The organism is Pseudoalteromonas luteoviolacea (genome assembly GCF_021654285.1).
In the GTDB taxonomy this organism is placed as follows: domain Bacteria; phylum Pseudomonadota; class Gammaproteobacteria; order Enterobacterales; family Alteromonadaceae; genus Pseudoalteromonas; species Pseudoalteromonas luteoviolacea_J.
In genome coordinates this window covers 35,268-61,017 of record NZ_JAKFZS010000029.1, presented here as the reverse complement: position 1 = coordinate 61,017, position 25,750 = coordinate 35,268, and the positions used below count along the sequence as shown (strand labels likewise).

Here is a 25,750-nt window from a genome sequence, read left to right as displayed (position 1 = left end):
GTAATAAGATTAAGAAAGTGTGTCAGTGAATTTCTTGATAATACTCGCTGTGGCGCCCCATAAAAGTCCATGTGAAGTCATGAATCCATTGATATTAATGGGCTGGCCGCGATATCTGCATGGGTAGCTTTGCCACTGAATAGGGTCCATAAGCGCAGTTAAGGGGATGGTAAATACACGCTCTACTTCGCTACTTTTTTCTGCCCAAGTTGCATATTCCTGAACTCTGCCAACGACAGGTGTAATATGAAATCCGCTCAAGGTGCTGTGAATTGGCAACTGGCCAAGTGCAGTAATATCTTTCCTGCACAGGCTAATTTCCTCGTAGGTTTCTCGAAGGGCAGTGTCGATAGCAGAGCGATCGCTTTGCTCGGCTTTTCCACCAGGAAAACAAATTTGGCTTGGATGAGATCTTAAGCTGGCATCACGCTTACACAGTAAAACATGTGTGCATTGATTAACTTCAATCAATGGCACTAACACAGCACTTTCTACACCCTGCAAGTTCTTGTCGGGAGTAGGGCTGTGAGCGAGTCTAAAACGGCTTATTACATGTTCAAGCTTCATTGCAATATAGGTAAAATCTTATTGACCTTATGATAGGTTTCTTGATATTCCGCATCTACCTGAGAATCAGCGACAATGCCGCCGCCAGCCCAACAGTGTATCTTATTGTTTTCACAGACTAGTGTTCGGATCGTAATGGATGTATCCATATCGCCACAGGCACTGAGATAACCCATAGACCCACAGTACGCGCTTCGGCGATGAGGTTCAAGTTCCTCAATGATTTCCATTGCCCTGATTTTTGGCGCGCCAGTGATTGACCCTCCTGGAAATGCAGCTTCAAGTTGGTCTACGGCACTTTTCCCTTTGGCTAATTTACTGGTGACGGTACTAACGAGGTGGTGCACAGCAGGGAAGCTTTCAATTTCAAATAGTTTAGGTACAGACACTGAGCCTGGTTCTGCAACCTTACCTAGGTCGTTACGTAACAGGTCTACGATCATGACATTTTCAGCTCGGTCTTTGCTACTATTTTGTAATTTGTTGGCTTGCTCTGAGTCTAAATGACAGTCAGGTAATCGTGGCAAGGTGCCCTTAATTGGCTTAGTTTCTACTTGCTTTTGGCGAACGGATATAAAACGCTCTGGTGAAACCGAAACGATCGCAGCATCTTCTCCTAAATTGAAAAATGCAGAGAATGGCGCTCGGTTTTGCTGCCTTAATTTTTTGTAAGCCGCCCATGGAGAGCCATGATAATCCGCACTGAAGCGTTGCGCGAGATTGATTTGGTAACAATCTCCACTGAGTAGGTAGTCCTGAATACGCTGAAATTTAGTTTGGTATTCTTGTTCTGTCATGTTGGATCGCCAATTGCTCTGCAATTCAAAACAGTGGGAGGTAGTATTCTCGCTTTCTATGAGTAGGAGGTAGTCGTTTAGGCGATCGACATGAGGTTGAGATACATAATACCACTGGCGCTGTTTATTATCGTAAATCAAGGCATCCATGTAGAGCCCTACGACAGTATCTGGCAAAGGGATGTCTGATATTGCATTTTGCGGCAATGATTCAATATAACGCCCTAAGTCATAGCCAAAGTAACCTAACCAGCCACCACAAAACGGCACTGTTTCTATGCGCTCAGGAGATAATTGTTCTAATTCTTGATGTAGTATCTCAAAAACGCTTTTACCTTGTGCAATGCCATCTAAGAAGACCAGTCCATTTCTGGCTTCTAATACATGCGCTGGCGAAAAGCTGATGATGTCGTAGCGACTATTTTCGTGTGCAGCGTCACTTGAATCTAGAAGAATAGCGTGATCTTGAGTTGAAATTTTTTCGAAAACTTCAACTGTAGAGAGTGAAATGTCAACGGCAATGCAATTATTCTGTGCATTTATCATTTACTTGACCCTGAAAACTAGCCCGAAACGGGCGAGGAGGTTATCATAATTAGAAATGAATCTATAGAGTAGAGGAGTGATAACTCATAGCCGCAGCGACTAAATGATTAGTTTTAGTAAAATGGGGGCATAAAGTCATTTTGCGTTTAACTAGCATTAGAGTGGTAGGGTCATCATTTTTCCACTTATTAAGAACACACCATTTATAAAGTTAATGGTTACTAAAGGAACCGTCATGAGTATTATCCGTCAACAAGATTTTATTGATAGCATTGAAGATGCATTACAATATATTTCTTTCTACCACCCACTTGATTTTGTTCAAGCACTAGAAAAAGCGTATAACAATGAACAGAGCAAGGCTGCAAAAGATGCCATTGCACAGATCTTAATCAACTCACGTATGTCGGCAGAAGGTAAGCGCCCACTTTGTCAAGATACAGGCATTGTTACCTGTTTCGTTAAAGTTGGTATGGATGTTAAGTGGGATAAGACAGATCTAACTGTGCAACAAATGGTAGACGAAGGTACTCGTCGTGCATACACCAACCCAGATAATCCTCTTCGTGCTTCAATCGTTGCAGATCCAGCTGGCAGCCGTAAGAATACCAAAGACAATACACCTTCTGTTGTGCACGTAGACTTGGTACCTGGTGCTGAAGTTGAAGTGATGATTGCTGCTAAAGGGGGCGGCTCTGAAAATAAAACTAAGATGGCGATGCTTAACCCATCAGATGATGTGGCAGCTTGGGTTGAAAAGACATTACCAACAATGGGTGCTGGTTGGTGTCCACCAGGCATGATCGGTATCGGTATTGGCGGAACAGCAGAGAAGGCTGCAGTCTTAGCGAAAGAGTCTTTGATGGATCCAGTGGATATTCATGATCTTCAGGAACGTGGCGCTGAGACTGCGGAAGAAAAGTTACGTTTAGAGATTTTTGAAAGAGCAAATAAACTCGGTATTGGTGCTCAAGGTCTTGGTGGTTTAACAACAGTTGTTGATGTGAAAATCAAAACTGCGCCTACGCATGCTGCATCAAAGCCGGTAGTAATGATCCCGAACTGTGCCGCTACTCGTCACGTCCATTTCACGCTTGATGGGTCTGGTCCTGCAGATCTTAAAGCACCAAAACTAGAAGATTGGCCAGAAGTAACGTGGGAAGTGGGTGAAGACACACGTCGCGTGAATTTAGATACATTAACTAAAGATGACATCCAAGATTGGAAGATGGGTGAAACTGTATTGCTATCCGGTAAAATTTTAACGGGTCGTGATGCTGCTCATAAGCGTCTGCAAGAAATGATCAATTCAGGAGAAGGCTTACCGGAAGGTGTCGACTTCACCAATAAGTTTATTTACTACGTTGGTCCTGTTGATGCTGTGGGTGATGAAGTTGTAGGTCCTGCGGGCCCAACTACGTCAACACGTATGGATAAGTTTACTGACTTGATGTTGGAGAAAACAGGCCTTGTTGGTATGATCGGTAAGGCGGAACGAGGCCCTGCAACGGTTGAATCAATCAAGCAAAATAAAGCTGTTTATCTAATGGCTGTGGGTGGTGCTGCATACCTAGTTGCTAAAGCAATTAAGAAGTCCCGCGTTGTCGCGTTTGAAGACTTGGGTATGGAAGCTATCTACGAGTTTGAAGTAGAAGATATGCCAGTAACAGTTGCTGTAGATAGTGAAGGTGCTAATGCGCATACACAAGGCCCTGCTATTTGGAAAGCTAAGATAGAAGAGCTGGATGCTAAATTAAGCTAATAATACAATAGCTACCATAATCGGGCCTTATCAGGCCCTTTTTTTTGCTCTTTTTAATTGAAATTGAGTGTTAATTTTTGAAAACAGTGGATAGGTGTTGGTGGTTTTTGTATGTAACTTTTCTAGGTAATATCTTTGTAAACTCAAAAATGTAAATTTATACTTACAAGGGTATCTGCCTTTACGTTTACGTAAACAGATACTATAAAAAATAGAGATATTTTTAATTAAACATGTTTGAAATTTGCTCTTGAATGGATTTTTTATTTAAATTTTATTGTTTTTGTGATTTGAGTATGTGCATTGTTGCGCATGTCAGCTTAGATCATCTCATTTGCTGGATTGCCTAAATGGTTAATGATAGAGTCAGGCGCAATTTCAGCGCTATCTGGCGAAGTCAGACAAAAATCGGAGAATAATCAAAGTGGCTGTATTTAACCAAGTTGAATTTGATAACCATGAGCAAGTTGTATTTTGCTCGGATAAAGAGTCGGGTTTAAAAGCAATTATAGCGGTTCATAGTACTAAACTAGGGCCAGCTGTAGGTGGTTGTCGACTGTGGGACTATGCAGAAGATCAAGATGCTGTCTATGACGTACTGCGTTTATCAAAAGGCATGACATATAAAAATGCGGTTGCACGCTTACCATTTGGTGGTGGTAAATCAGTCATCATAGGTGATGCAAAAACAGTTAAATCAGAAGCGCTATTCAGAGCATTTGGTAAGCATTTAGAAAGGCTAGGTGGTAGCTACTATTCAGCTGAAGACGTAAACATCACAACCGGTGATGTTATGATGATGCATAAAGAAACAAACTATGTGCTTGGCCTAGAAGGCAAAAGTGGTAACCCATCACCATTTACTGCGCTGGGTACTTTCTTAGGTGTAAAAGCTGCATATCAGCATAAATTTGGCCATCAAGATTTATCTGGTGTAAAAGTGTCAGTTCAAGGCCTAGGTGCTGTGGCATATACACTATGTAAATACCTTCACGAAGCGGGTGCAGAGTTATTTGTTACTGATATCAATGAAGAGTCGGTAGCACGTGTGGTAAATGATTTTGGTGCAACAGCGGTTGCTATTGATGAGATCTATGACCTAGATGTCGATGTTTATGCACCTTGTGCACTAGGCGCGACTATTAACGATGAGACAATCCCACGCATTAAAGCTTCTATTATTGCTGGTTGTGCTAACAACCAATTAGCAGAGCCAAGACATGGTGATGTATTACGTGAAAAGGGCGTATTGTATGCTCCGGATTATGTGATCAATGCTGGTGGTATTATCAACGTATACTATGAGACTAAGCCTGAAGGCTATGATGAAGCCCTTTCTACAAAGCATGTGGAAGGTATCTATGATACATTGGCTGAGATCTTCAAGCGTTCTGATGAAGAACAAAAGTCTACACATATAATAGCAGATGAACTTGCTCAAGAAATCATAGAAAATGGACTATAATCTAACTAGATTACAGCTATAATTAGGGCGTTTGACGCCCTTTTTTATTACAGTAACCTATGAAAAAAATAGACCTATCTAAGTGGGAACGTGCTGAACACTTCAAATTTTATCAGCATTTTGAAGACCCTAATTTCAATCTTATCACTTCTGTTGATACCCATACGCTTTATGCAGACGCCAAAGCTGCCAATATCTCTTTCACTGATAGTTATCTCTATTGCTTGAGTCAAGCCCTTCAGTCATGTGACTTTATGCGCTTTCGGATTGTTGATCAGCAACCGATGGATGTTGAAAAAGTCGCGATAAGTAGTACATTTTTAGCGGAGGATAAAACTTTCCGCTTTATTTTGTTAGATGATGCCAACACCATTGATGAGTTTGCTGCAAAAAATAAAGTGAAGAAGCAACGAGGGCTTGGGAAGCCACTTTTGAGCGATGATTTTTTATCTTATAGTGGCAATGTTGATTTGGTATTTGTTTCCATTTTACCTTGGTTTGATTTATCTGGATTTAAGCATGCTAGGCATAATGGAGATAATTTAGGCATACCTAAGATTGTTTTTGGAAAATTTAATATAGAGGAAAATCGTTTACCTGTATCGGTAGAGGTACATCATGGTTTAGTGGATGGTTATCATTTATCACTGTTTTTAAATGAGTTTTCTCTTAATATCATTGCATTATGTGAATACTTGCAAAGTAAAAATAATTTTCGGAGTTGATAATATTGTGTTATATGCAATTCTTTTTTATTGGAAAATTGCCCTAAAGCAATGAAATATAAAGCCAAAATTGCATATTAAAACGTATTTTTAAGCTAGTTTTGGTTAATTTTAGACTGTAAAAAAATGTTAATTAAGTTGCTTTGTGTATGAAAAGTAAGTGATTTAAGTTTTTTTTCTTTGTTTTGTTGTTAATGCAATGTTTTATTTCAATTTATTAAAAGTGGTGATGCAAAATTAGTTTTGAACATGAAGTTGACATGGGCAAATGCATTTAGCATTATTGCACGGTTGATACTTCTAAAAAGGTATCCGGGGTACTCTTCTTAAGTTGAGTGCAAAAATTATAAAAGTAACATTACTTAATTGGTTGGGAACTATGTCTGTTAAAATCAGAAAGAGTCTTGTAGCTTCAGCGTTATTAGGCGCAGCAGCATTTGCAAGCAGCAATGTGATGGCAGATCCTTTGAATGACATACAGAAAGTAGGTCAGCAAACTCAAAAGGCTGCTCAAAAGTCTCAAGAAAAAGTTGATAACATTTACAGTCAGTCAATCGACATGATTGCTGATTATCGTGCTACTGTGGATGAAACAGAACTTCTAAAAGTATACAACGACCACGTTGCACGTTTGGTAGCGGACCAAAATGCAAATATTGAGTCTCTAGAGCGTCAGATCGCAACAGTTGATAAAACTAAGCAAGACGTTGTGCCTTTGATGTATCGCATGATTGATACACTCGAGCAATTCATCAAAGCGGACGTCCCGTTTGATACAGAAAAGCGTTTAGAGCGTGTTGAAAGACTACGCGAAACTCTATCTAACGCAAAAGTAACCACTTCTGAGAAATACCGTCAGGTACTTGAAGCATACACAGTTGAAACTGCTTACGGTACTGCAATGACTGCATCTCAAGGTTCACTGGAAATCAACGGTAAAAACATCAACGTTGACTTCGCACGTTTAGGTCGTATTGCATATGTTGCTCAGTCATTTGATCAAAAGAATGCATGGGTATGGGACAACAGTGCAAAGCAGTGGCAATCTCTAGGTGAAGAATACCTTAAGCCTGTTAAAGACATGATCCGTATTGCACGTGGTCAGGCTGCCCCTGAACTAGTTAAACTTCCTATTTTCGGCGCGGAGTAATAAGACATGAAGAAACTTTTTAAAGGTTTTGCAGTTGCTGCAGCATTATCAGTTTCTGCTGGTGCCGCATTAAATGCACACGCAAACACGGAAGCACTAGATCAGATCCTTGAGCAAGTTAAACAAAACCGTATCTCGGAAGGTAAAATTAACAAAGCTCGTGAACAAGAGTTCTTGTCTGATCGCGCAGACAAGCAAGCGCTTCTTAATAAAGCTAAACGTGACCTAGCTGCTGAAAAAGCACGTGGTGAGCGTCTTAACAAACAGTTCAAGCAAAACGAAGTTACACTTGCTGAGAAAGAAACTGAACTTGTAAATGCACAGGGTACTCTTGGTGAGATGTTCGGTGTTGTACGTCGTTCAGCTGCAGATGCTATCGGTTCAATCGAAGCGTCAATCGTAAGTGCTGAAAAGCCAGGTCGTGCAGAAGTTCTTCGTTCAGTAGCTGTAGCTAAAGAGCTACCAACTACACGTGAACTAGAAGAGCTTTGGATTGCATTCCAAACTGAAATGACTGAGTCTGCAAAGACATCGACTTTCGAAGCTGAAGTTGCTGAATTAAGCGGTGACATCAACGTGAAGCCTGTTACTCGTATTGGTAACTTCAACCTAATCACACAAGATGGTTATGTTGTATATGACGCAGAGAACAAAGCAATTGTTCCTCTAGGTAAGCAGCCTGCTTCTAACGTTGTTGCGACTATCGGTGATTTACTAAATACACCTGCAACTGGCTATGTACCTTTCGTAGTTGACCCAACTCGTGGCGCTATCCTTCGTCTAAACACACAAAAAGCAAGTGTTGAAGAGCGTTGGCACCAAGGTGACACAGTAGGTTACATCATCACTGCATTACTAGCACTAGGTGCTCTTATTGCATTGGTACGTTTTGTTGACTTAATGCTTGTTGGTGCGAAGATCAAATCTCAAATCAAGAACGCTAGCAACCCAACTGATAACAACCCACTTGGTCGTATCTTGAAAGTGTATCACGACAACAAGAACCAAGACGTTGAGAACCTTGAGCTTAAACTTGACGAAGCAATTCTACGTGAAACGCCTCGCATCGAAGCTGGTATCAACATCATCAAGATCCTTGCTGCTATCGCACCACTACTAGGTCTACTAGGTACGGTTGTTGGTATGATCTTGACGTTCGAATCAATCACTCTATTCGGTACTGGTGATCCGAAGATCATGGCAGGTAACATCTCTCTAGCACTTGTTACTACAGCGCTTGGTCTAATTGCAGCACTACCATTAATCCTACTTCACGCAATCGTTGCTGGTCGTAGTAAATCAATCCTACACATTCTTGACGAGCAAAGCGCGGGTATCGTTGCTGCGCACGCGGAGAAGGAGAAAGCATAATGCTAGTCCTGGTGGAGACGTGGGAATCTATCAGGGATTTTGTTGCTACAGGCGGCGACGTACTGTTCGTTGTCGCGATGGCACTCTTTCTTATGTGGGTATTAATGATTGAGCGCTATTGGTTCCTACTAGTTGAGTTCCCTAGAATGCATAAGGGGATTGTAACTAAGTGGGATGCCCGCCAAGATACTACATCTTGGTACGCACACAGAATCCGTGAAGCATGGGTTTCTGAAGCGTCTGAAAAATTAGATGAGCGTATGTTGATTATCAAAACATTGGTTGCAATGTGTCCATTAATCGGTCTACTAGGTACAGTGACAGGTATGATTTCAGTTTTTGAAACCATGGCTACACAAGGTACAGGTAATCCGCGTTTGATGGCGTCAGGCATTTCAATGGCAACGATACCAACAATGGCTGGAATGGTTGCGGCACTATCAGGTGTATTCTTTAGCACTCGTCTTGAGGCGAGAGCAAAAATGGCTAAAGAAAAACTAATCGATAGCTTGCCACATCACTAGAGAGAGATATAAATATGGCACGTAAACAGCGTTTTCGTGAAGAAGAAGAAGCAGCAGTAGATATGACACCGATGCTTGACATCGTATTCATCATGTTGATCTTCTTCATCGTAACTACCTCTTTTGTTAAAGAGGCAGGCATTGAAGTTAAAAAGCCAAAAGCTGCACAGGCTCAAACTAAGAAAAATGCAAACATCTTTATCGCTATCCGTGAAAACGGTGAGATTTGGATGGACAAGCGTCAAGTAGATGTTGAGCGTGTAAGCGCTAACCTTGAAAACCTATTGGCTGAACAACAAACTGAAACTGTCATTATCCAAGCGGATAAAGGCGCTAAGCACGGTGTTGTTGTGAAGGTAATGGACCAAATCAAGGCAACTGATGATGCACTAAAGATTTCAATAGCTGGAGCTAAGTAATGATTCGATTTCTGTTTTCACTTCTAGCAGGTGGGGCAGTAACTTTCGGCTTATTTTTCTTCATGTCTTACCTTATCTCCGGTGGAGCTGAAAGGGCAGACAACCAGAAGGAAGAGATTATAGTCGAGATTATGTCGAATCCGCCTGAATCAGATGTGCAGGAGAGGAAGCGTGTACCGCCTCCTCCTCCTCCACCGCCAAAGCAGCCGCCTAAACCGCAGCCGCCACAGCCAGAGACGTCAAATCCTGCTGCTGGTGCTATCGGTTTCAACATGCCTAGCATCAGTATTGGTGGTACGGCAGGTGGCTTAAGTGGCCCGGGTGATTTCGGTCGTGATGGTGAAGCAACACCGATCGTTCGTATTGAACCTAAATACCCACCGCAAGCTGCGCGTGATGGTAAAGAAGGCTGGGTACAGCTTGAATTTACAATCAACGAGCTAGGTGGTGTAGAAGATATTAAAGTTATCGCAGCTGAACCTAAGCGTATTTTCAACCGTGAAGCGCAACGTGCACTTCGTAAGTGGAAGTACAGACCAAAAATTGTTGATGGGAAACCTGAAAAGCAATTTGGTATTCAAGTTCAACTAGATTTCAACCTTAACCAAGACTAAGGAGTAAGATATGAAGCAAATGTCAAAAGCAACAGCTCTTGCTCTGATGATGTCACTAGCTGGCGGTGCTCTTAGCACCGCAGCATTTGCAGCGCCAGATCCAGCAAAGATCGAAGAGCGTAAAAATGCGAAGACTAAAGTCATGGGTGAGCGTGTTGGTAAAAAGGTCATCAAAGCGTTTGACCTTTACAACGAAGATAAAGTTGATGAAGCCATCACTTTACTTCTTGAAATCGAAGCATCTGACGATTTTGATAAAGCTACAGTTAATCGCTACTTAGGTAACCTTTATGCTCAAAAAGAAGAGTATAAAACGGCTATCAAGTATATTCGTCAAGCAATAGCTCCTGACGTGCTTAATTTTAAAGATCATGCAGATCTAATGAAATTACTTGGTGACCTTTTAATAGGTACTGAGCAGTACGAAGGTGCTAAAAAGGCTTATTACGATTGGATGGACTTTACCGGAGAAAAAGACGCTAAAGTTTACGGTCGTATTGCGCAAGCAAACTATGAACTTAAAAAGTTTGCTGATGTAATTGAGCCTGCTGACCAAGCGATTGCTTTGAATACAGAAGAACCTAATAAGTCTTTCTACATGCTGAAAATTGGTTCATACTTTGAACTAAAACAGTATAAGAACGCAGTTAGTGTTGCAGAAACGCTTGTTAAAATCTTCCCTGAAGATAAGCAAGTGTGGACTCAACTAGGTTCTTTCTATATGCAAACTGAGCAGTACCGTAAAGGTCAAACTGTGATGGAAGTTGCATATGAAAAAGGCTATTTTGAAAAAGAGAACCACTACAAGATTCTTGGTAGTTACTATTCTTTGAATGAGATCCCTTACAAAGCGGCTATTACGTTTGAAAAGGCGATGAAAAACAAACACATTGAGCGTACAAAGCAAAATGTGACTGCGACAGCAAGTTACTTCCACCAAGCGAAGAACATTGACAAAGCAGCAAAGTACTACGAAGAAGCAGCTAAGTTTGACGACGATGCGGAAATGTATAGAAAGGCTGGTAGCTTATTGCTACAGGACCTTCAATACGCAGCAGCAGTTGTTCGTTTGAACAAAGCACTTGAACTGGGCTCTAAGAAGAAGGGTGCAATCTACTCTGACTTAGCCGAAGCTTATCTGTATCAAGAAAAGTACAAGCAAGCATACCGTGCGATTACTAAGGCTCAAGAAGATCCTAAAACTCGCAGATTTGCTCGCAGCTGGGGTGCTTTTATAAAAGAAAAAGCACAACGTAAAGGCATCAGTCTTTAATTTAAAAGCCCCGTAAGGGGCTTTTTTATTGCCTATATAAAAGTTTGATTCAAAACAGATCCATACAATATTTTTTACGTAAACTAGCAAGTTCTGTGTTTTTAAGTAAATTACTCAGTACCCTTAGGCTTATGCTATCGAATAAGCACGCAGCTAAAGTTGAATATCACGTTAAATTTAGGCCATCAGAAAGCCGTTTGTTTGGAGAGAAAATGTCAAAAAGTTGTGTATTTGCCACCGTCCTATCGAGCATATTTATTTTAAGTGCTTGTAGCGAACCTACAGCGCCTGTTAACTTAGCTGACTTTACACAAAAGCTTCATGCCCTAAACTGGTTTATGTCTGGCTCTCAAGAGTCTGAACTTGATAAGGCAATGCCATATGATGAGTTATATTTATCACAAAGACATGCGTTGCTTGATTCAATTAATGCAAAAGAGTTGTCTCAGTTCGACGCGAGCACAATTATGTATTTAAAAATACAGCAACGCTATCCCGAGCGTTACTTAAGCTGGCCGGTACAGACTAATGTTTTGGCATTGTCACAAGCGTATTTTTCTCCCCAAGAAATCGATACATGGTTACTTAATGTCAAAAGACGATTGGAAGATGGGGCCGAGAGTAATATCCACCTCTCTAGAATCGAAAAAAGCCAATTGATGGATTATTTATCTGACTCAGATCACCAAAGTGATACGGTAAATGTGTTTAAGGCGTTTCTTACACAATATAAAACGCGTTCAGGCATTGGGTTATCTCAACTTCCAAATGGCACCGAGTGGTATCAAAGTAAGTTAAATTACTATACTGGCACAGTGCATGCGCCACATGATTTTTTGCGCATAATACAAGACAGTAAAAAGGAAGATGCGTCGAAAGTTGCTTTTGAATGGCGTGCTGCAGAATTTAACAAACCGTTTGTGTTGGCTTTTCTCGAAAAGGCTTGTCAATACAAGTCTGGTTTGAATTGGCGAGACCATTTTATTGATATTCGTGAAACGTTTAGTCGTTGTGAATATAAATTAGATAACGATAATCTCTATATTGCCGCCATTGTTGCTGAAGTGGATCTGGGTGTACATGCATTTTCATGGTCACAGCAACAAGCAATGCATAGGCTACAATCTAAATTAGCGCTGGATGAAGCGCAAGCCTATGCTTTACTCAAAAATATCGTATTTTATCCTGCTTCGATATTCGTATTACTTGAGCAGTTTATGCCTCTTTAATTTTGGTTACTGGGGAACATTGTGAGCACCTTTGTGTCGCAGGATCTTGCACTAATAGGGTATCTTCGATTTCTTGTTCACAATCGCAACAAAAGCCAAATTGGCCGATATCAATTTGGCACAAAGCAGCTTCTAGCTGTACTAATCGTTGATAACTCGGAAATTGGCTTGGGCATATCTTCTCGTTAATGCTATCAATCCAATCAGATGGTGCCGTATTTTCTAATAACTCCGCTAACGCCAATATAACGGGGTTTGTGTTTGTTTTTAAATCTAGGACAAAGCTTGCTCGTGTACGAGCAAGCTCTTCCCTTAACTTTTTTTGACATTGCTTTAGTAGATTTTCATTCATGGGCAGCTTCTCCTCTGAAGGCCCATTATCTATTGCAGAGTAACTTAGACGTTATGATTTGAATCAAGAGACGGAGATTTTGCGTATTTCTGTAATACGCTGACAACTTCGGACTTGGCTTTTAAGCGTTTTATTTCCTCGAATAAATCGTGTGCTTGAGGATATTGTAATTTTAAGTAACCAAGCCACTGCTTTGTTCTGGCAGAAAAGTATTTCTCACTGACATTCTCATCTTGATGCATAGAAGAATGAACAATATGGTAAACCACTTCTTGCCATTCAAGTGGTTTGTAATCCTGTTTATTGATATGTGCTTTTATCTTTGCGGCCAAATCAGGGGTAGCAAGGGCGCCACGGCCCAACATTAAATCTTCACATTGACTTTGCTGTTGACATCTAATTGCGTCTTCTACTTGCCAGATTTCCCCATTAGCAACGACTGGAATGGTTAATCGTTCAAGTAGTGGCGGTATTTTTTCCCAATATGCAGGGGGACGATAGCCGTCGCGTTTAGTTCTTGCGTGAATAGCTAAGCTAGACGCACCTGCACTTTGCACTGCGTCAACAATTTCACTGCTATTTGCATCGTCATCGAACCCGAGTCGGATCTTCGCGCTTACCACATGCTCGTCAGGCACTGCTTCACGCACTGCCTTGATGATTTGGTAAATTTGTTCTGGCTCTTTGAGTAATACGGCACCGCCTTTACTCTTATTGACTGTTTTTGCAGGACAGCCAAAATTTAAGTCAACACCATGTGATCCTAGCTTGACAGCTTTTCGAGCGTTCGCTGCAAGTACATGAGGTACTTGACCTAATAGTTGTATCCTAACGGGGGTGCCTGATCGCGTCAGTCCACCGTTGAGTAATTCTGGGCAATAACGGACAAATACACGTCTAGGCAAAGTTAAGTCAACAACACGAACAAACTCAGTGACACATAGGTCAAAACCACCGATATCTGTGAGTAATTCACGCATTTTAAAGTCGACAACGCCCTCCATTGGGGCCAATATAAGCTTCATCAGTACTGCACCAAATTAAAATTCGGGCTATTCTATATGAGATGGAGCGAATTATTAATATAAATCTTATCTGTTCCTCATACTCTAAGTACCCACTGTGTATGGCTGTACACTCAAAAAAGAAAAACTTTGAAATTTGTTTTCAGGTAACTGGGTCTATTAAATGAACCCGAATTAATGATTGAGAGAAAAATTATGAATACAGTAAAGAAAAATTCCTTAGCGTTAACTTTAAGTGCAGCAGTTGTCAGCTCTGCGGCTCTGGCTTCTGGAGAGGCTTCTGCAAACCCATTTTCTTATGAAGTTATGACATCGGGTTATCAAGTAGATGCGAGTGAAGGCAAGTGTGGCGAAGGTAAGTGCGGCGGTGACGCAAAGAGCAAAGAAGGCAAGTGCGGCGAGGGTAAATGTGGCGGCGCAGCAAAAAGTAAAGAAGGTAAGTGTGGCGAAGGTAAATGTGGTGGCGCAGCAAAAAGTAAAGAAGGCAAGTGTGGCGAAGGTAAATGTGGTGGCAGCACTAAAAGCAAAGAAGGTAAATGCGGTGAAGGCAAATGTGGTGGTAGCCACTAATAAATAGTGTCGCGTGGCATTTAGATTAGGAAGTGATAATGAATAAGAGTTTCGGCCATGTCGGACTTGGCCTGCGCAGAGAAATGTTGGATGACATTTTGAACAGTGCGCCTAATATGGTGGATTTTTACGAGGTTGCACCAGAAAATTGGATGACACTGGGTGGGCGGTTTGCTAAGCAGTTTGAGCAGTTAACTGAGCAGCATAATTTTGTTTGTCATGGTTTATCCTTATCACTTGGCTCCTCAGATCCGCTAGATACTCAATTTATTGCTGATTTAAAAACTTTTTTTGAGCAGCATAACGTCAAGTGCTACAGCGAGCATCTCAGTTATTGTTCGGGCAATGGGCATATGTATGATTTGATGCCCATCCCGTTTACTGAAGAAGCTGTGATGCATACAGCCAAGCGGATTGCTGAGGTTCAAGAGCGACTTGAGAGGCGCATAGCTGTCGAAAATGTGTCGTATTATGCGGCGCCAGGACAAGAAATGTCTGAGCTTGACTTCACGCTTGCTGTTTTACAAGAGGCAGATTGTGATTTGCTATTGGATATCAATAATATCTATGTAAACTCGATTAATCATGGCTACGACGCTATGTCTTTTCTTGCCGCAATGCCAACTGAACGAATTGCATATGGTCATATTGCAGGCCACTACGAAGAGGCGGAAGATTTATTAGTCGATACTCATGGAGCAGATGTTTGCGACCCTGTTTGGACGTTACTGCAAAAAGCGTATGAGTTACACGGGCTGTTTCCAACGCTATTGGAGCGTGACTTTAATATTCCACCTCTAAATTTACTGCTCACTGAAGTACAGCAAATACATCAAGCTCAAGCAGTGCATCAGAAGCAGCAAAGAGGGATTGCTTAATGTCATTTCAAGAAGTTCAAGCTGCTTTTGTTGCCCATATTAAAGATCCTGAAAATACGGTAAAACCTAGCGATATTGAAGATCGCAGAATGAAAATTTATAGAGAGTTGTTTTTTAATAATGTAGAGGGGTTTGTTGCATCAGCGTTTCCTGTATTAAAAAGCCTATATGATGAGAAACACTGGATAGCATTAGTCAGGCAGTTTTTTGCTGAGCATGAATGCACAAGTCCTTATTTTTTGGAGATCAGTCAGGAGTTTTTAAAGTATTTGGATCAAGGTTATCGCCCTAATGAGTCAGATCCGGTATTTATGTTTGAATTAGCACATTATGAATGGGTGGAACTGAACGTGTCGATTTTGCAGCGCGATAAATATGACTTGCTATTTGATGCTGAGCTCGACGAAAATCAACCCTTATTTCTTTCTAGTGTTGCTCAATGTGTGCAGTACAGGTTTCCAGTCCACCAAATTCAAGTTGATTATCAACCAGAGCAACCTCAAGAGGGGCCATATAGCTTTGTCGTGTATCGAGATTTAGAAGAAGAAATCCAGTTTATCGCATTAAATCCAATGACAAGTCTATTGCTGGCTAGCGTTGAGCAGCAACCAGGTATGAGTGTTTTGGAGATTTGTGAGCAAATAGCCCAACAAACTGCTGGTTTTACAGCTGCACAATTGGCAGTGGGTGCACTACAAACTTTACAACAGTTCGCTGAAAAAGGAATTGTCGTTGATAAAAGCAGCCGCTCACCTTTATTGATGTCATAAGTTCTACTAAGATGTGAACGCGATTTGTGCTAACGCCTTGAGTCTCTTATTTGGTTTCAAGGCACATAACTAAGGTTGTCCTCATGTCTAACTCTGAACGAAAAGATCCATTCAAACTTTCCTATTTTCTCGCTTTCCTTGCATGCTTTATTGGTATCGGATGCTTAAATGCGATCCTTGGCTGGATCTATTTAGGTGGCTAAACTTCTAGATGCGTCTATGATAACAAATTAGCAAGATTTTATGGGTTACTTATTCACCGAGTTTGGCCCATTTATTGTACCTTTACTCGTTTTTTCTTCGATTTTTTTCCATTCTCGTTTAAAGTCGATCCTTTCTTGTTATAATCACTTTCTTTCTAAAAGAAATCTGAAAAACGAACGATTATGACACAACAAAACTTGTCTTTGATCAAAGATAGCATTGCAACTGTTCCTGATTACCCAAAGCAGGGGATCATGTTCAGAGATGTAACAACATTACTTGCTAACCCAAAAGCATTCCAAGCAACAATCGACGCATTTGTTGCTGCGTATAAAGACCAAGGATTTGATAAAATTATTGGCACTGAATCTCGCGGGTTTATTTTTGGTGCCCCACTGGCATTAGCGCTTGGTATTCCATTTATTCCTGTGCGCAAGCCGGGCAAATTACCAAGAGCGGTGATCAGTCAGTCTTACCAATTAGAATATGGTGAAGATACATTAGAGCTTCATACTGATGCAGTAGTAGAAGGTGATAAAGTATTGTTGGTTGACGATTTATTGGCAACTGGTGGAACAATTGAAGCGACAGCGCAATTGGTATCTCGCTTAGGTGGTAAAGCGACAGATGCCGCTTTTGTTATTTCATTGCCAGAGTTAGGCGGTGAGGAGCGAGTGACTGCACTGGGCATTAATATTCTAAAATTAGTAGAGTTCGACGGCGAGTAGTATCAATGAGCTATCAGGTCTTAGCAAGAAAGTGGCGACCTCAGTCATTCCATGAAATGATGGGGCAGGAACATGTAAAACAGGCATTAATAAACGCCTTAAATGAGCAAAGGTTACACCACGCTTATTTGTTTACAGGTACCCGAGGTGTGGGTAAAACGACTATTGCTAGGATCTTCGCGAAAAGTCTAAATTGCGAAGAGGGCATATCATCGACACCTTGTGGTCAATGTAGCACATGTATAGAAATCGAATCAGGTAAGTTTATTGACTTGATTGAGATTGATGCTGCTTCAAGGACAAAAGTCGAGGACACAAGAGAGATCTTAGATAACGTCCAATATGCTCCCACTCGTGGACGCTATAAAGTGTACCTCATTGATGAAGTACACATGCTGTCTAAGCATAGTTTTAATGCTTTGCTAAAAACGTTGGAAGAGCCGCCAGAGCATGTAAAGTTTTTGCTAGCGACGACCGATCCTCAAAAGCTCCCTATTACGATTTTATCGCGCTGCTTACAGTTTAACCTTAATGCAATGGCAAAAGGTCAAATTGTAGAACAGTTGGCTAAGATACTACCGCAAGAAAACTTTCAGTTTGAAGATGATGCGCTCAACATTTTGGCAAAAGCGGCTGATGGGAGTATGCGTGATGCGTTGAGTTTGACTGATCAAGCTATTGCGCAAACGAATGGTAATTTGACCGTCACCGCTGTACAACAGATGCTTGGCTTGATGGATAGTAGCCATGCGATGTTATTGATGAGCGCAGTATTATGCCAAGATGGCAGTGCTATGATGGCAGAAGTTGAGAATATCGCACTCAAAAACGGAAACTTTGTCAGCGTCATCGATGATTTAATCGCGTTATTACACGTTATTCAATTGACTCAGTTAGTTCCACAAGCGGCGCATGTAGGTCAATTTGACCAACAGCAAGTTAAAACACTTGCTGAACAGTTATCCCCTCAAACTGCACAGCTTTTATATCAGCTACTTTTAAGCGGTAAAAAAGATCTGAGTTGGGCACCGGATGCAAAGTTGGGTTTTGAAATGGTGATGTTGAGATTGCTTGCTTTTGAAGGCACTGATTTTTCACAAGCGAGCATAGCGCCAGTTTCAACTTCTTCAAATCATGGGGAGGTTAAAAAGTCTAAGGCTGGTGCACTGCGCGATATACTGAATCAAAACCAAAAAAAAACAGTTCAAAACGCACCTGAATCAAATGCAGTAGCGCAAGGTATGCCTCAGCCGTCACAAGTGCAGTCGCAGGCGTTACCTGAACAACATGCGTCTCAGCAACCACCTATGCCGACACCGCAGGCGGTGCCTGAGCAACATGCCCCTCAGCACCCATCTATGCAGACTCCGCAGATGGCACCTGAGCAACATGCGTCTCAGCAACTATCTATGCCGACACCGCAGGCGGTACCTGAGCAACATGCCCCTCAGCACCCATCTATGCAGACTCCGCAGATGGCACCTGAGCAACATTCGCCTCAGCAGCCACCTATGCAGATACCGCAGGCGGTACCCGAACAATATGCGCCTCAACAATCTGAGCCTGCTAACCTCTCTTTACCTGAGAGTGAGTCTTCACAGGCAGATTCAGGCCCATCAGAGTTTGATCAACAGTATAACGATATAATGGCTCAAGCCACTGCTCAGGGCTTTAGTGAATCGGGTTCATCAGCAGGCTTTTCAAATTCTGGCGAGATGTCATCGCCAGTCCATGCAGAAATTGCACCGTCGGCTAGTCAGCTTTATTCGCAAAAGCAAGGCCAAGCACAATCAGCGATAGCCAAAATCTTACAAAACAGACAAATATCTGGCGCAGGCAAGCTGCTGGGAGGCACTGAAGAGCCAAAAAAGCCTGATTCTAATCAAAGTACTTTGAACTCTCACAGAACTGCTGTGAGTAAAACGAGTATGCCTATACAAACTCAGGCACAGCCTTCTTCTACGACAGCGGAGCCTCAGAGTACAGAACGAACCAATACAAATGTGGCGACGACCCATCGCGTACCAGTACCACGTGCTAAAAAGCCAGAAATCACAGAGCGCTTTAAAAAAGACGAGAGTAAATTAGCACCAGAATTACTTGAGCAGTTATCTCCAGCTCCGGCTAAAACTGATGAGCCAGAGCATGTGATTGAAATTCCCATTCCTGAGAATTTTACTAGCCCAATTAGTAGTTTGAAATTTGCACATGAGAAAGATGATTGGGCAAGCTTGATTGAAAAGATGGGATTGAGTGGTCGCGTTAGGCAGTTTGCTTTGCATGCCATGTTTAATAAACAGGGTAACACTTGCGTTCTGAAGGCTGAGCAGAGCCAACAACATTTAGACTCGCCTATGCTACGAGACAAATTGCAGCAGTCATTTACACTTGCTTTGAACGAGCCTGTAGAGTTGCATATGGAATTTGTAGAGCAGGTGAAATCAACGCCATTTTTAATTCAACAAGATATTGATCAAAAACGGTATTTAGAAGCCGTTGACGCGGTAAACTCAGACCCCATAATAAAGACCATGGTTGCTGAGTTTGACGCGGTAGTAAATGAAAAATCGGTAAAGGCATTGTAATTGACAGCAATAGACTTTATCTTTGAGCCAATTAAATTATTGAAGTAAGAGAGTACACTATGTTTAAAGGTGGAATGGGCAATATCATGAAGCAAGCTCAGCAAATGCAAGAGCGCATGGAAAAAGCCCAAGAAGAAATCAAAAGCTTAGAAGTAACTGGTGAAGCAGGTGCTGGTCTTGTAAAAGTAACTATGCTTGGTAGCCACAATGTTCGTCGTGTAGAAATTGACGAGAGCCTAATGGAAGACGACAAAGACATGATTGAAGACTTACTAGCCGCTGCAGTAAACGATGCAGTTCGCCGTGTAGGTGAAGAGACACAAAAGCGCATGTCAGACGTGACTGGTGGAATGCAAATGCCACCAGGCTTCAAGATGCCTTTTTAAGGGTTTTTTGATATAAAAATCAATAGCTTAAATTGCGGTTAGGTGCCTTTGGGACATATGTGGGACATTGTTTTGGCCCAATCTAGCCGCAATTTCGTCCCTGTGCTCTGGTCTTTCATCAACTATCCAGCGAGCATAGACCGTCCTGATCATCCCCCAATCTTTGTGCCCCAACTGTTTTGCTAGCCATGCGGGTTCTGCTTTTGCCATCAACATTTGTGAAGCGAAAAAGTGCCTGAGTTGATATGGTTCACGATGAATAAGCTTTGCTTTTCTTAACCACCCAGCCCATTGCTTAGGTGCTGTTGTTAGCTCAGGGCGCAAAAAAGGCTTGTTCTCCCTACTTAAAAATACTCTTCGTCTTTCAATTTTCTTTTTTCTCCCATGTTTTAAATGTAGTGTTTCATTAATTGGGGCTAGCATGTATGTATGCTCTTGCTGCTCTTTCAGTACTTTTAATGCACGAGGCATTAATTCGACTTTACGAATACCAGCGGCGGTTTTAGGTGGTTTTAATTCACCTTTGCGATTAATGTTATATTTCACATGAACAATACCCTTGAACAGGTCTACATCTTCCCATGCAAGCGCTTTCATTTCACCGGGTCGTAAGCCTGACCAAGCTAAAAACTCAGTCATGCGCTTTGTCTGAGGAACATGAATAACATCAAGCAACCTTTCTAATTCCTCCTGAGTGAACGGGTCAACATCATCATCTTCAGAGGGATCTTTTTCAGTTGTTAATCGAGAAGCATTCTGAAAAGGGTTCATGGGTAGCTCTCCGTTTTTTACACCTTCATCCAGTGCACGCCTGAGGACTAACAGATACTCTCTAACAGTTGAGGGGGCTAGGTTTCGCAGCATTTTCTTCCTGAGCAGCTCAATACAGCGAGGGGTAATTGTATTAATCTCCTTGTGCAGGAAGCCATACCTCTTCATTACATTGACTCCAGTGCGAAGCTTTTCACGAGAACTGTATGACAATTCTAGTTCTCGCGTTTCTCTTATGAGTTCAATGCACTGCTCAACAGTTGATAGCTTAAATTCGGGCTGTTTAACCTCGTTGGGGAAGTGCTTAAGCCAAAAGCCCTCTGGATCAACTTTGAACATGCCGCTTGCAATATCAAGCTTAATTGCTTGTAGCTTCATATTGGCAAAATCGATATTGTTCAAAGTTGGCTCTATGCTTAAGCTTCGTTTTGTGTAGTTACTTTCGCCTGGTAGCTTGAAATGAATCCTTAGCTTTCCACCGTGGCAGTACACTCCCTTTGTTGCTTTAAGTTTATCTTCAATTTTTACATCCATTTTAACAACTCTATAGTGATTCGGTATTTTCAGTTTATAAGATGTTTTCGTATTTGTGCTACATTTACGAAAATAGGTGAGTTACGACTACCCCCATCTTTTTTCCAAATTTCACCTTGAGGTGCTTTGCTATGATAGATTTTCTGATACAGCGCACCTTCAGTCATGCCAAGTATGTGAGCGCCTTTTTTTAGTTTGACGAAGCAGTCATCATTACCAGATTCTAATTCCTCTACCTTTTGGTTTAGTTGCGTTATTTCATTTCGTAGCTGATTTACTTGGTTCAATAAATCAGCTTCTAGCAGCTCTTGTAGACAGTCCAGGCTATTCATGCTGCCTCTCCTTTAGCGTCAAACTTGGTTGTTTCATTTCCCCACACGGACCAACCGTGTTTTGATGTCCGTGCAAATAGCTCGACCTTGGGCGCATCACCTGCCAACTCTTCGCACTTTACTCTGAACTCATTCGGTTTGCGGCTATGCTCCAAAACAGGGTAGTTACCTGAATAGTTGATAGCTTTAAATAGCTCATCACCATTCAGCTCGCAATTACCAACCGCGCGCACCGACCGTGACGCGACTTTAGGTTTGCCTTTAGTTGCGATGATGGCTGACTCACTACCTGAACGGGTCCAGTAACCCATACCAAAAAAAGGTAAGCCATTTTTTGTAAGTTTATTCCACATAAAGCCGTTCATATTTTTAAGAGTGAAGCCCCATGCTTTAACAACTTCGATAGCTTCTTCAGGCATGGCTCCCACGTACCACATAACTAAAATGCAGTTGTCTGCTGCAATGCTATCGACAGGCATTGCTTTTAACTCATCTACGCTCATTGTGTCGTAATGTTGGGCTGCACCAGACTTCATAGAGCCACCAGATTTTTTGCTGTTAAATTGCCATGCGGGATCTGCGTATATCAGACCGAATTTTTGCTCTTGAAATTCTTTAAACATTTTCAGGCCTCAGTTGTATTGTTTGGGTGTTGATACTCAAGAGCAAAATTAGTCATTGAATAAGCTTTAGCAAACCAATTCATTGAAGCTTCTGGATCTCCATTTTCCTCAACTAGCTCTGTTACGTACTGGCCATTTGCAAAGATTGTAGTTAGACCTTCATCTTCGTTGTATTCATATGTAAATACGTTTTTAGGTGGCTCAATTGTTGAGTGGTTGTGTTGTTGCTGTCCATCGATGATACTCTCCAAGCGAGCTAGCTTTTGCTCCATGATTTCTTCTATAGCTAACTGCCCGTGCATCATTTTTAGCTGGTTAAGCATGATTTGAACGTCTGCTATTTCGTCTTGAAGATTACATAAACGGTCTTTGCGATTTTGGGTGTGAAATCTATTTAATTCAGCGGTAAGCTCTCCCATCTCACCCATAGCCATGCTTACTTGTGCTGCGGCACCCCAGTGTTCAATTGCTCTTTTATATATCTGGTTCATATCAATTCCTTTTTAATCAATGTGGTTTAAGTTGTTTAAGCGATGGTAAACACGCGCAGAGCGACCAGGCTGCTTAGCAATCTGAGGGTAGTGGTACAGCCAACCAACATCATTCGGGTTTATTTTCCAGTTAATGTTGTTGAGCTGCTTGGTCACTATCGCTGCTGCTTGTATGCCGTGTCTATTTTTCAATTGCTCTAAAGTGGTTGCTTTACTCAATTGAACCTCCTCTTTGGTGGGCTAACTTAAGCTCACTGGTGTTTACATACTTTGAAGTGTTGCCAACTAATAGTAGGGCTGCATAGCCTTCACCTAGACCAACCTTACAGGCGGGAGCCATCCCAATAATTTCATGCTTAGTGCCTTGCCACTCCGCCTCTCTACCTATTGCGTAATACATGTCACTTTCCTTATGCAGCCAACTCTCTTCGTCCGTTATAGCCCGGGGCAGTTATAACTCCATCTTTCTCAAGTTCTTCTAAAATGTTTGCTGCGTTGTTGTAACCAATTCTTAAGTGGCGTTGTAAAGCTGATACAGTTACCTTTCCAGTTTCAATAATGAAACTTTTTGCTTCTTGGTAATGCTGCGGTTTATCGTTGCTTTGAGGTTCTTCATTATCTGAGCTGCCCATAGAAGTGAACAGGCGATCTAGTAATTCACTAATTTCACCGGCGCATAGTAAAAATTCAGCATCAAGCTTTACTGCTATATCTTCTTTTGGAATGTCAGAATTTGATTCTTTGATGGTGTCGGAATAACTAAGGCGCTTGAGTGAGCCGTCATTTTTTAGCGTAAATTCAATGCTCTCACTCCATTTGAGCGCAAGCTCAGTGACGCGCTTTCCACTGTCTAGATGCAATCTTGTTTCGTCACTACCCAGTGCATGACGCTTCAATGCCACCTCATCCCCTTCGTCTGTCGGGTCTTCAAGCTTGGCATCATATCCAAGAGTGAAGCTTTCAGGGGCTTGCGTTTTTGTTAACCAATCAGTTAGGTGTACGTCTAAATCAAAGTCACAAAATGCAGGAATTATAGGAAGTGTACCGACTGACTTTCTGAATAGCGCTGCTAGCTGCTCCGCTTTGTTAAAGCTCGACTCGTTAACTACAAACAAACCGCGCTTAGTATCGATAAAAGCAAAGTGACAGCTTGATTTTGTAAATGCTTGCGGCAATAGAGCTGTGATAATACTTTCTTTTAGCTCGTCTTTTTCTTTCTTTTTAACGAGGCGACTTTCTTCATGTTCAATATGTCGAACTCTTTCATAGAGAGCTTCATTAACTACCGCTGCAGGTAGTATTTTCTCTTCGCGCTTTGCACATAGCAAAATAAACTCTTTTGAAAAGTGGGGGAGGGTGAGGCCGTGTTTACCAAGCGCATTTGTCCAACCGAATGTACTGTACTCCTGAGCGCCGCATTTTCTGAATGCGTCTTGCTGAAGTAACTGTTCAAGTTGTTCCTGTGAGTAATCAACAGGAGTTTTGTATTTATATACTACTAGGTTTGTGAATCTCATTTTCTTTCCTTAAGTTTTTAAATTCTGTTCAGGCTACATAGGTAGCCATTGAAATTTGGGGCGACCAGCTTTGGTGGTCATTACCCCCCCCCTCAGCATCAAGTACAGGTACTTTTTTCATGCCTTTTAAGTTTCTAAACTGGTCAGGTAACTTCTTTGCTTGAGCTATGTATTCGTCTACAGAACTTGGCATTGAGAGTTCACCACTAATGCTCGTGGGCTTTGCCTTTTCAAATAGGTCTTGCTGCAGCTCGGCTACTTTTACTTCCCAATCATTCGCATTGTTTGGCGCATCATCACCACGCAGGTCATTTACTTTCTTGATTGCCGCTTTACGACACTTGGCCAAACTTACTCCGTATACACAAAACATAATTAACCTCGATGAGCTAAATATTCATACCGCCGTTATACTGCTGGTGTTGATGCCCTGTATTATTTGGATTGCCTAGCATCTGCATCTTGCCGTTTACGTTCACTACTATTTGCGTTGTGTGCTGCGTTTGGCCGCGGCTATCTTCCCATTTATGCGTTTGCAAACTGCCCTCGATATACACGTGTGAACCCTTGCGCAGGTGTTGCCCAGCCACTTCTGCTAGTTTTCCGTGAATAGCTATGCGATGCCATTCAGTACGCTCTTTTGGCTGACCAGTGCTTTTATCTTTCCAGCTATCTGTTGTAGCTAAGCTGATATTTGCCACAGGATTTCCGTTGGGCAAATAGCGCACTTCAGGGTCTTGGCCGAGATGACCTACCAGAATGACTTTATTGACACCGCGAGCCATTAGTCATTACTCCAATAAGTCTCGTACTCACCCGAGTTCAACCCTCCATCCATTTCAATTGTGGCTTTAGTTACGCACATGTTGAAAAGGATCTTTTCTAGTCGATATAAACTTCCTAGCGCCTTTCTTTCCCTTACATCTCCGCCGTCAATTCTGAGGCCAATAACCTTCCACTTTTTATCTTCTTGCTCGCATAAATGAATGTCATACTTGCAGTCATGGCGGTCTGATTCGCCACAAGGGTCGAGGTAAACATTGATAAAGCTGCCATAATTACGCTCAGTGATTTTAAGGTAAATCTCACCTTCATAGTCACCGCTATCTTCTTGTGCACCTTCCATTACTTGTTGAACAAGCCAAGATAGAGAAACTTCATCAGGGACCTCGCCCATGATGTTTTTAAGCTCCTCATCAAGTTTCGCTGCGAGCTTTTGGTCGTAAAAGTCTTGTGCTGCCTCTGCTAATCTATTGATTACAAATTGGTGATAAGTAGGTAGATCACCAATCTTTTCAAGTTGAGGTATGATTGCGTTGGTTAGTTTTTCCTCCATTGCCTTGCCAAGGTCGCCGTACGATCTGAATGCTTGGTCTGCAACATCTTCTATCAGCCCATCTACCTTTGCAGAAATGGCTTTTTCAATAGCGCCATCCTGAATCTTTTGCTGCAAAACCTGACCAAACATATCCTGTACGCTTGTATCACTTGGGTCGATTGTTGGTATAAACTGGTTTTCTTCACTCATTGTTCTGTCCTTAA

General features: G+C 41.8%; 29 protein-coding genes and 2 pseudogenes. 16 read left to right on the top strand and 15 right to left on the bottom strand.

Annotated elements, in window-relative coordinates; genetic code table 11:
• Window positions 1-9: 9 nt before the first annotated feature.
• Window positions 10-567, bottom strand: coding sequence for a CoA pyrophosphatase (locus L1077_RS21905; protein WP_237138999.1), 558 nt, complete (start codon window positions 565-567; stop codon window positions 10-12).
• Window positions 564-1,910 carry an aminodeoxychorismate synthase component I gene (gene pabB, locus L1077_RS21900; RefSeq protein WP_237138998.1) on the bottom strand — a complete coding sequence of 449 codons (1,347 nt, stop codon included), beginning with the start codon at window positions 1,908-1,910 and terminating at the stop codon, window positions 564-566. Before pabB ends, L1077_RS21905 begins: the two co-directional genes overlap by 4 nt.
• Window positions 1,911-2,145: 235 nt before the next feature.
• Here pabB and L1077_RS21895 point away from each other — a divergent pair, with 235 nt between their 5' ends.
• From L1077_RS21895 to L1077_RS21850, 10 genes are all read left to right on the top strand, one after another.
• Complete coding sequence (locus L1077_RS21895) at window positions 2,146-3,672, top strand: fumarate hydratase (RefSeq protein ID WP_046356382.1); 1,527 nt, start codon at window positions 2,146-2,148, stop codon at window positions 3,670-3,672.
• A gap of 424 nt (window positions 3,673-4,096) precedes the next feature.
• A complete protein-coding gene (locus L1077_RS21890; protein ID WP_237138997.1) occupies window positions 4,097-5,137 on the top strand; it encodes a Leu/Phe/Val dehydrogenase in 1,041 nt (346 codons plus the stop codon).
• A gap of 59 nt (window positions 5,138-5,196) precedes the next feature.
• On the top strand, window positions 5,197-5,862 hold the full coding sequence (locus tag L1077_RS21885) for a CatA-like O-acetyltransferase (RefSeq protein ID WP_237138996.1): 666 nt from the start codon (window positions 5,197-5,199) through the stop codon (window positions 5,860-5,862).
• Window positions 5,863-6,241: 379 nt separating this feature from the next.
• On the top strand, window positions 6,242-7,012 hold the full coding sequence (locus tag L1077_RS21880) for a DUF3450 domain-containing protein (protein ID WP_237138995.1): 771 nt from the start codon (window positions 6,242-6,244) through the stop codon (window positions 7,010-7,012).
• A 6-nt stretch (window positions 7,013-7,018) separates the two neighbouring features.
• The gene (locus L1077_RS21875; protein WP_237138994.1) at window positions 7,019-8,383 is read left to right on the top strand and encodes a MotA/TolQ/ExbB proton channel family protein; all 1,365 of its coding nucleotides are present in this window, start codon (window positions 7,019-7,021) and stop codon (window positions 8,381-8,383) included.
• Window positions 8,383-8,907: a MotA/TolQ/ExbB proton channel family protein gene (locus L1077_RS21870; protein ID WP_237138993.1), complete on the top strand. Its 525-nt coding sequence runs from the start codon at window positions 8,383-8,385 to the stop codon at window positions 8,905-8,907. Before L1077_RS21875 ends, L1077_RS21870 begins: the two co-directional genes overlap by 1 nt.
• A 14-nt stretch (window positions 8,908-8,921) precedes the next feature.
• Window positions 8,922-9,326: an ExbD/TolR family protein gene (locus tag L1077_RS21865; RefSeq protein ID WP_063362012.1), complete on the top strand. Its 405-nt coding sequence runs from the start codon at window positions 8,922-8,924 to the stop codon at window positions 9,324-9,326.
• On the top strand, window positions 9,326-9,940 hold the full coding sequence (locus L1077_RS21860; protein ID WP_237138992.1) for an energy transducer TonB: 615 nt from the start codon (window positions 9,326-9,328) through the stop codon (window positions 9,938-9,940). The genes L1077_RS21865 and L1077_RS21860 overlap by 1 nt, the downstream gene beginning before the upstream one ends.
• 10 nt (window positions 9,941-9,950) lie before the next feature.
• Complete coding sequence (locus L1077_RS21855) at window positions 9,951-11,213, top strand: hypothetical protein (RefSeq protein ID WP_237138991.1); 1,263 nt, start codon at window positions 9,951-9,953, stop codon at window positions 11,211-11,213.
• Between the two features lie 212 nt (window positions 11,214-11,425).
• A complete protein-coding gene (locus L1077_RS21850; protein ID WP_237138990.1) occupies window positions 11,426-12,442 on the top strand; it encodes a hypothetical protein in 1,017 nt (338 codons plus the stop codon).
• Here L1077_RS21850 and L1077_RS21845 read toward each other — a convergent pair.
• A complete protein-coding gene (locus L1077_RS21845) occupies window positions 12,429-12,794 on the bottom strand; it encodes a conjugal transfer protein TraR (RefSeq protein WP_237138989.1) in 366 nt (121 codons plus the stop codon). The two genes, L1077_RS21850 and L1077_RS21845, sit on opposite strands and share 14 nt — an antisense overlap.
• Before the next feature lie 44 nt (window positions 12,795-12,838).
• Window positions 12,839-13,819: a tRNA-dihydrouridine synthase gene (locus L1077_RS21840; protein WP_237138988.1), complete on the bottom strand. Its 981-nt coding sequence runs from the start codon at window positions 13,817-13,819 to the stop codon at window positions 12,839-12,841.
• Between the two features lie 195 nt (window positions 13,820-14,014).
• On the opposite strand from L1077_RS21840, the gene L1077_RS21835 reads away from it, so the two are divergent.
• From L1077_RS21835 to L1077_RS21810, 6 genes are all read left to right on the top strand, one after another.
• Window positions 14,015-14,389: an HvfA family oxazolone/thioamide-modified RiPP metallophore gene (locus L1077_RS21835; protein ID WP_237138987.1), complete on the top strand. Its 375-nt coding sequence runs from the start codon at window positions 14,015-14,017 to the stop codon at window positions 14,387-14,389.
• A 38-nt stretch (window positions 14,390-14,427) separates the two neighbouring features.
• Window positions 14,428-15,267, top strand: coding sequence for an HvfB family MNIO-type RiPP peptide maturase (locus tag L1077_RS21830; RefSeq protein ID WP_237138986.1), 840 nt, complete (start codon window positions 14,428-14,430; stop codon window positions 15,265-15,267).
• The gene (locus L1077_RS21825; protein ID WP_237138985.1) at window positions 15,267-16,037 is read left to right on the top strand and encodes an HvfC family RiPP maturation protein; all 771 of its coding nucleotides are present in this window, start codon (window positions 15,267-15,269) and stop codon (window positions 16,035-16,037) included. The genes L1077_RS21830 and L1077_RS21825 overlap by 1 nt, the downstream gene beginning before the upstream one ends.
• A 386-nt stretch (window positions 16,038-16,423) precedes the next feature.
• A complete protein-coding gene (gene apt, locus L1077_RS21820; RefSeq protein ID WP_237138984.1) occupies window positions 16,424-16,969 on the top strand; it encodes an adenine phosphoribosyltransferase in 546 nt (181 codons plus the stop codon).
• Between the two features lie 5 nt (window positions 16,970-16,974).
• Complete coding sequence (gene dnaX / locus L1077_RS21815) at window positions 16,975-19,554, top strand: DNA polymerase III subunit gamma/tau (RefSeq protein WP_237138983.1); 2,580 nt, start codon at window positions 16,975-16,977, stop codon at window positions 19,552-19,554.
• Window positions 19,555-19,613: 59 nt separating this feature from the next.
• Entirely contained in the window at window positions 19,614-19,940 is a 327-nt protein-coding gene (locus L1077_RS21810; protein ID WP_039607771.1) for a YbaB/EbfC family nucleoid-associated protein, read from the top strand.
• A gap of 27 nt (window positions 19,941-19,967) precedes the next feature.
• Here the strand turns inward: L1077_RS21810 and L1077_RS21805 are convergent, their stop codons facing one another.
• The 11 genes and pseudogenes from L1077_RS21805 to L1077_RS21755 form a co-directional block, all read right to left on the bottom strand.
• Window positions 19,968-21,245 (bottom strand): tyrosine-type recombinase/integrase, encoded by a 1,278-nt coding sequence (locus L1077_RS21805; RefSeq protein WP_237138982.1) that lies wholly within the window; start codon window positions 21,243-21,245, stop codon window positions 19,968-19,970.
• Between the two features lie 29 nt (window positions 21,246-21,274).
• Window positions 21,275-21,577: a hypothetical protein gene (locus L1077_RS21800; protein WP_237138981.1), complete on the bottom strand. Its 303-nt coding sequence runs from the start codon at window positions 21,575-21,577 to the stop codon at window positions 21,275-21,277.
• Window positions 21,574-22,200: an MT-A70 family methyltransferase gene (locus tag L1077_RS21795; protein ID WP_237138980.1), complete on the bottom strand. Its 627-nt coding sequence runs from the start codon at window positions 22,198-22,200 to the stop codon at window positions 21,574-21,576. The genes L1077_RS21800 and L1077_RS21795 overlap by 4 nt, the downstream gene beginning before the upstream one ends.
• Window positions 22,201-22,202: 2 nt before the next feature.
• Window positions 22,203-22,691, bottom strand: a complete 489-nt coding sequence (locus L1077_RS21790) for a hypothetical protein (RefSeq protein ID WP_237138979.1) — start codon at window positions 22,689-22,691, stop codon at window positions 22,203-22,205.
• A gap of 12 nt (window positions 22,692-22,703) precedes the next feature.
• Window positions 22,704-22,910, bottom strand: coding sequence for a hypothetical protein (locus L1077_RS21785; RefSeq protein ID WP_237138978.1), 207 nt, complete (start codon window positions 22,908-22,910; stop codon window positions 22,704-22,706).
• Window positions 22,903-23,091 carry a hypothetical protein gene (locus L1077_RS21780; RefSeq protein ID WP_237138977.1) on the bottom strand — a complete coding sequence of 63 codons (189 nt, stop codon included), beginning with the start codon at window positions 23,089-23,091 and terminating at the stop codon, window positions 22,903-22,905. Before L1077_RS21780 ends, L1077_RS21785 begins: the two co-directional genes overlap by 8 nt.
• A gap of 10 nt (window positions 23,092-23,101) precedes the next feature.
• Complete coding sequence (locus L1077_RS21775) at window positions 23,102-23,323, bottom strand: DNA translocase FtsK (RefSeq protein ID WP_237139012.1); 222 nt, start codon at window positions 23,321-23,323, stop codon at window positions 23,102-23,104.
• A pseudogene (rdgC, locus tag L1077_RS21770) lies at window positions 23,306-24,208 on the bottom strand (recombination-associated protein RdgC); the annotation flags it as partial. The pseudogene rdgC and the gene L1077_RS21775, both read right to left, overlap by 18 nt.
• A gap of 28 nt (window positions 24,209-24,236) precedes the next feature.
• Window positions 24,237-24,557: a hypothetical protein gene (locus L1077_RS21765; protein ID WP_237138976.1), complete on the bottom strand. Its 321-nt coding sequence runs from the start codon at window positions 24,555-24,557 to the stop codon at window positions 24,237-24,239.
• Window positions 24,558-24,609: 52 nt separating this feature from the next.
• Window positions 24,610-24,993, bottom strand: a pseudogene (gene ssb, locus L1077_RS21760) (single-stranded DNA-binding protein); the annotation flags it as partial.
• Complete coding sequence (locus L1077_RS21755; protein ID WP_237138975.1) at window positions 24,993-25,736, bottom strand: hypothetical protein; 744 nt, start codon at window positions 25,734-25,736, stop codon at window positions 24,993-24,995. The pseudogene ssb and the gene L1077_RS21755, both read right to left, overlap by 1 nt.
• Window positions 25,737-25,750 lie beyond the last annotated feature (14 nt).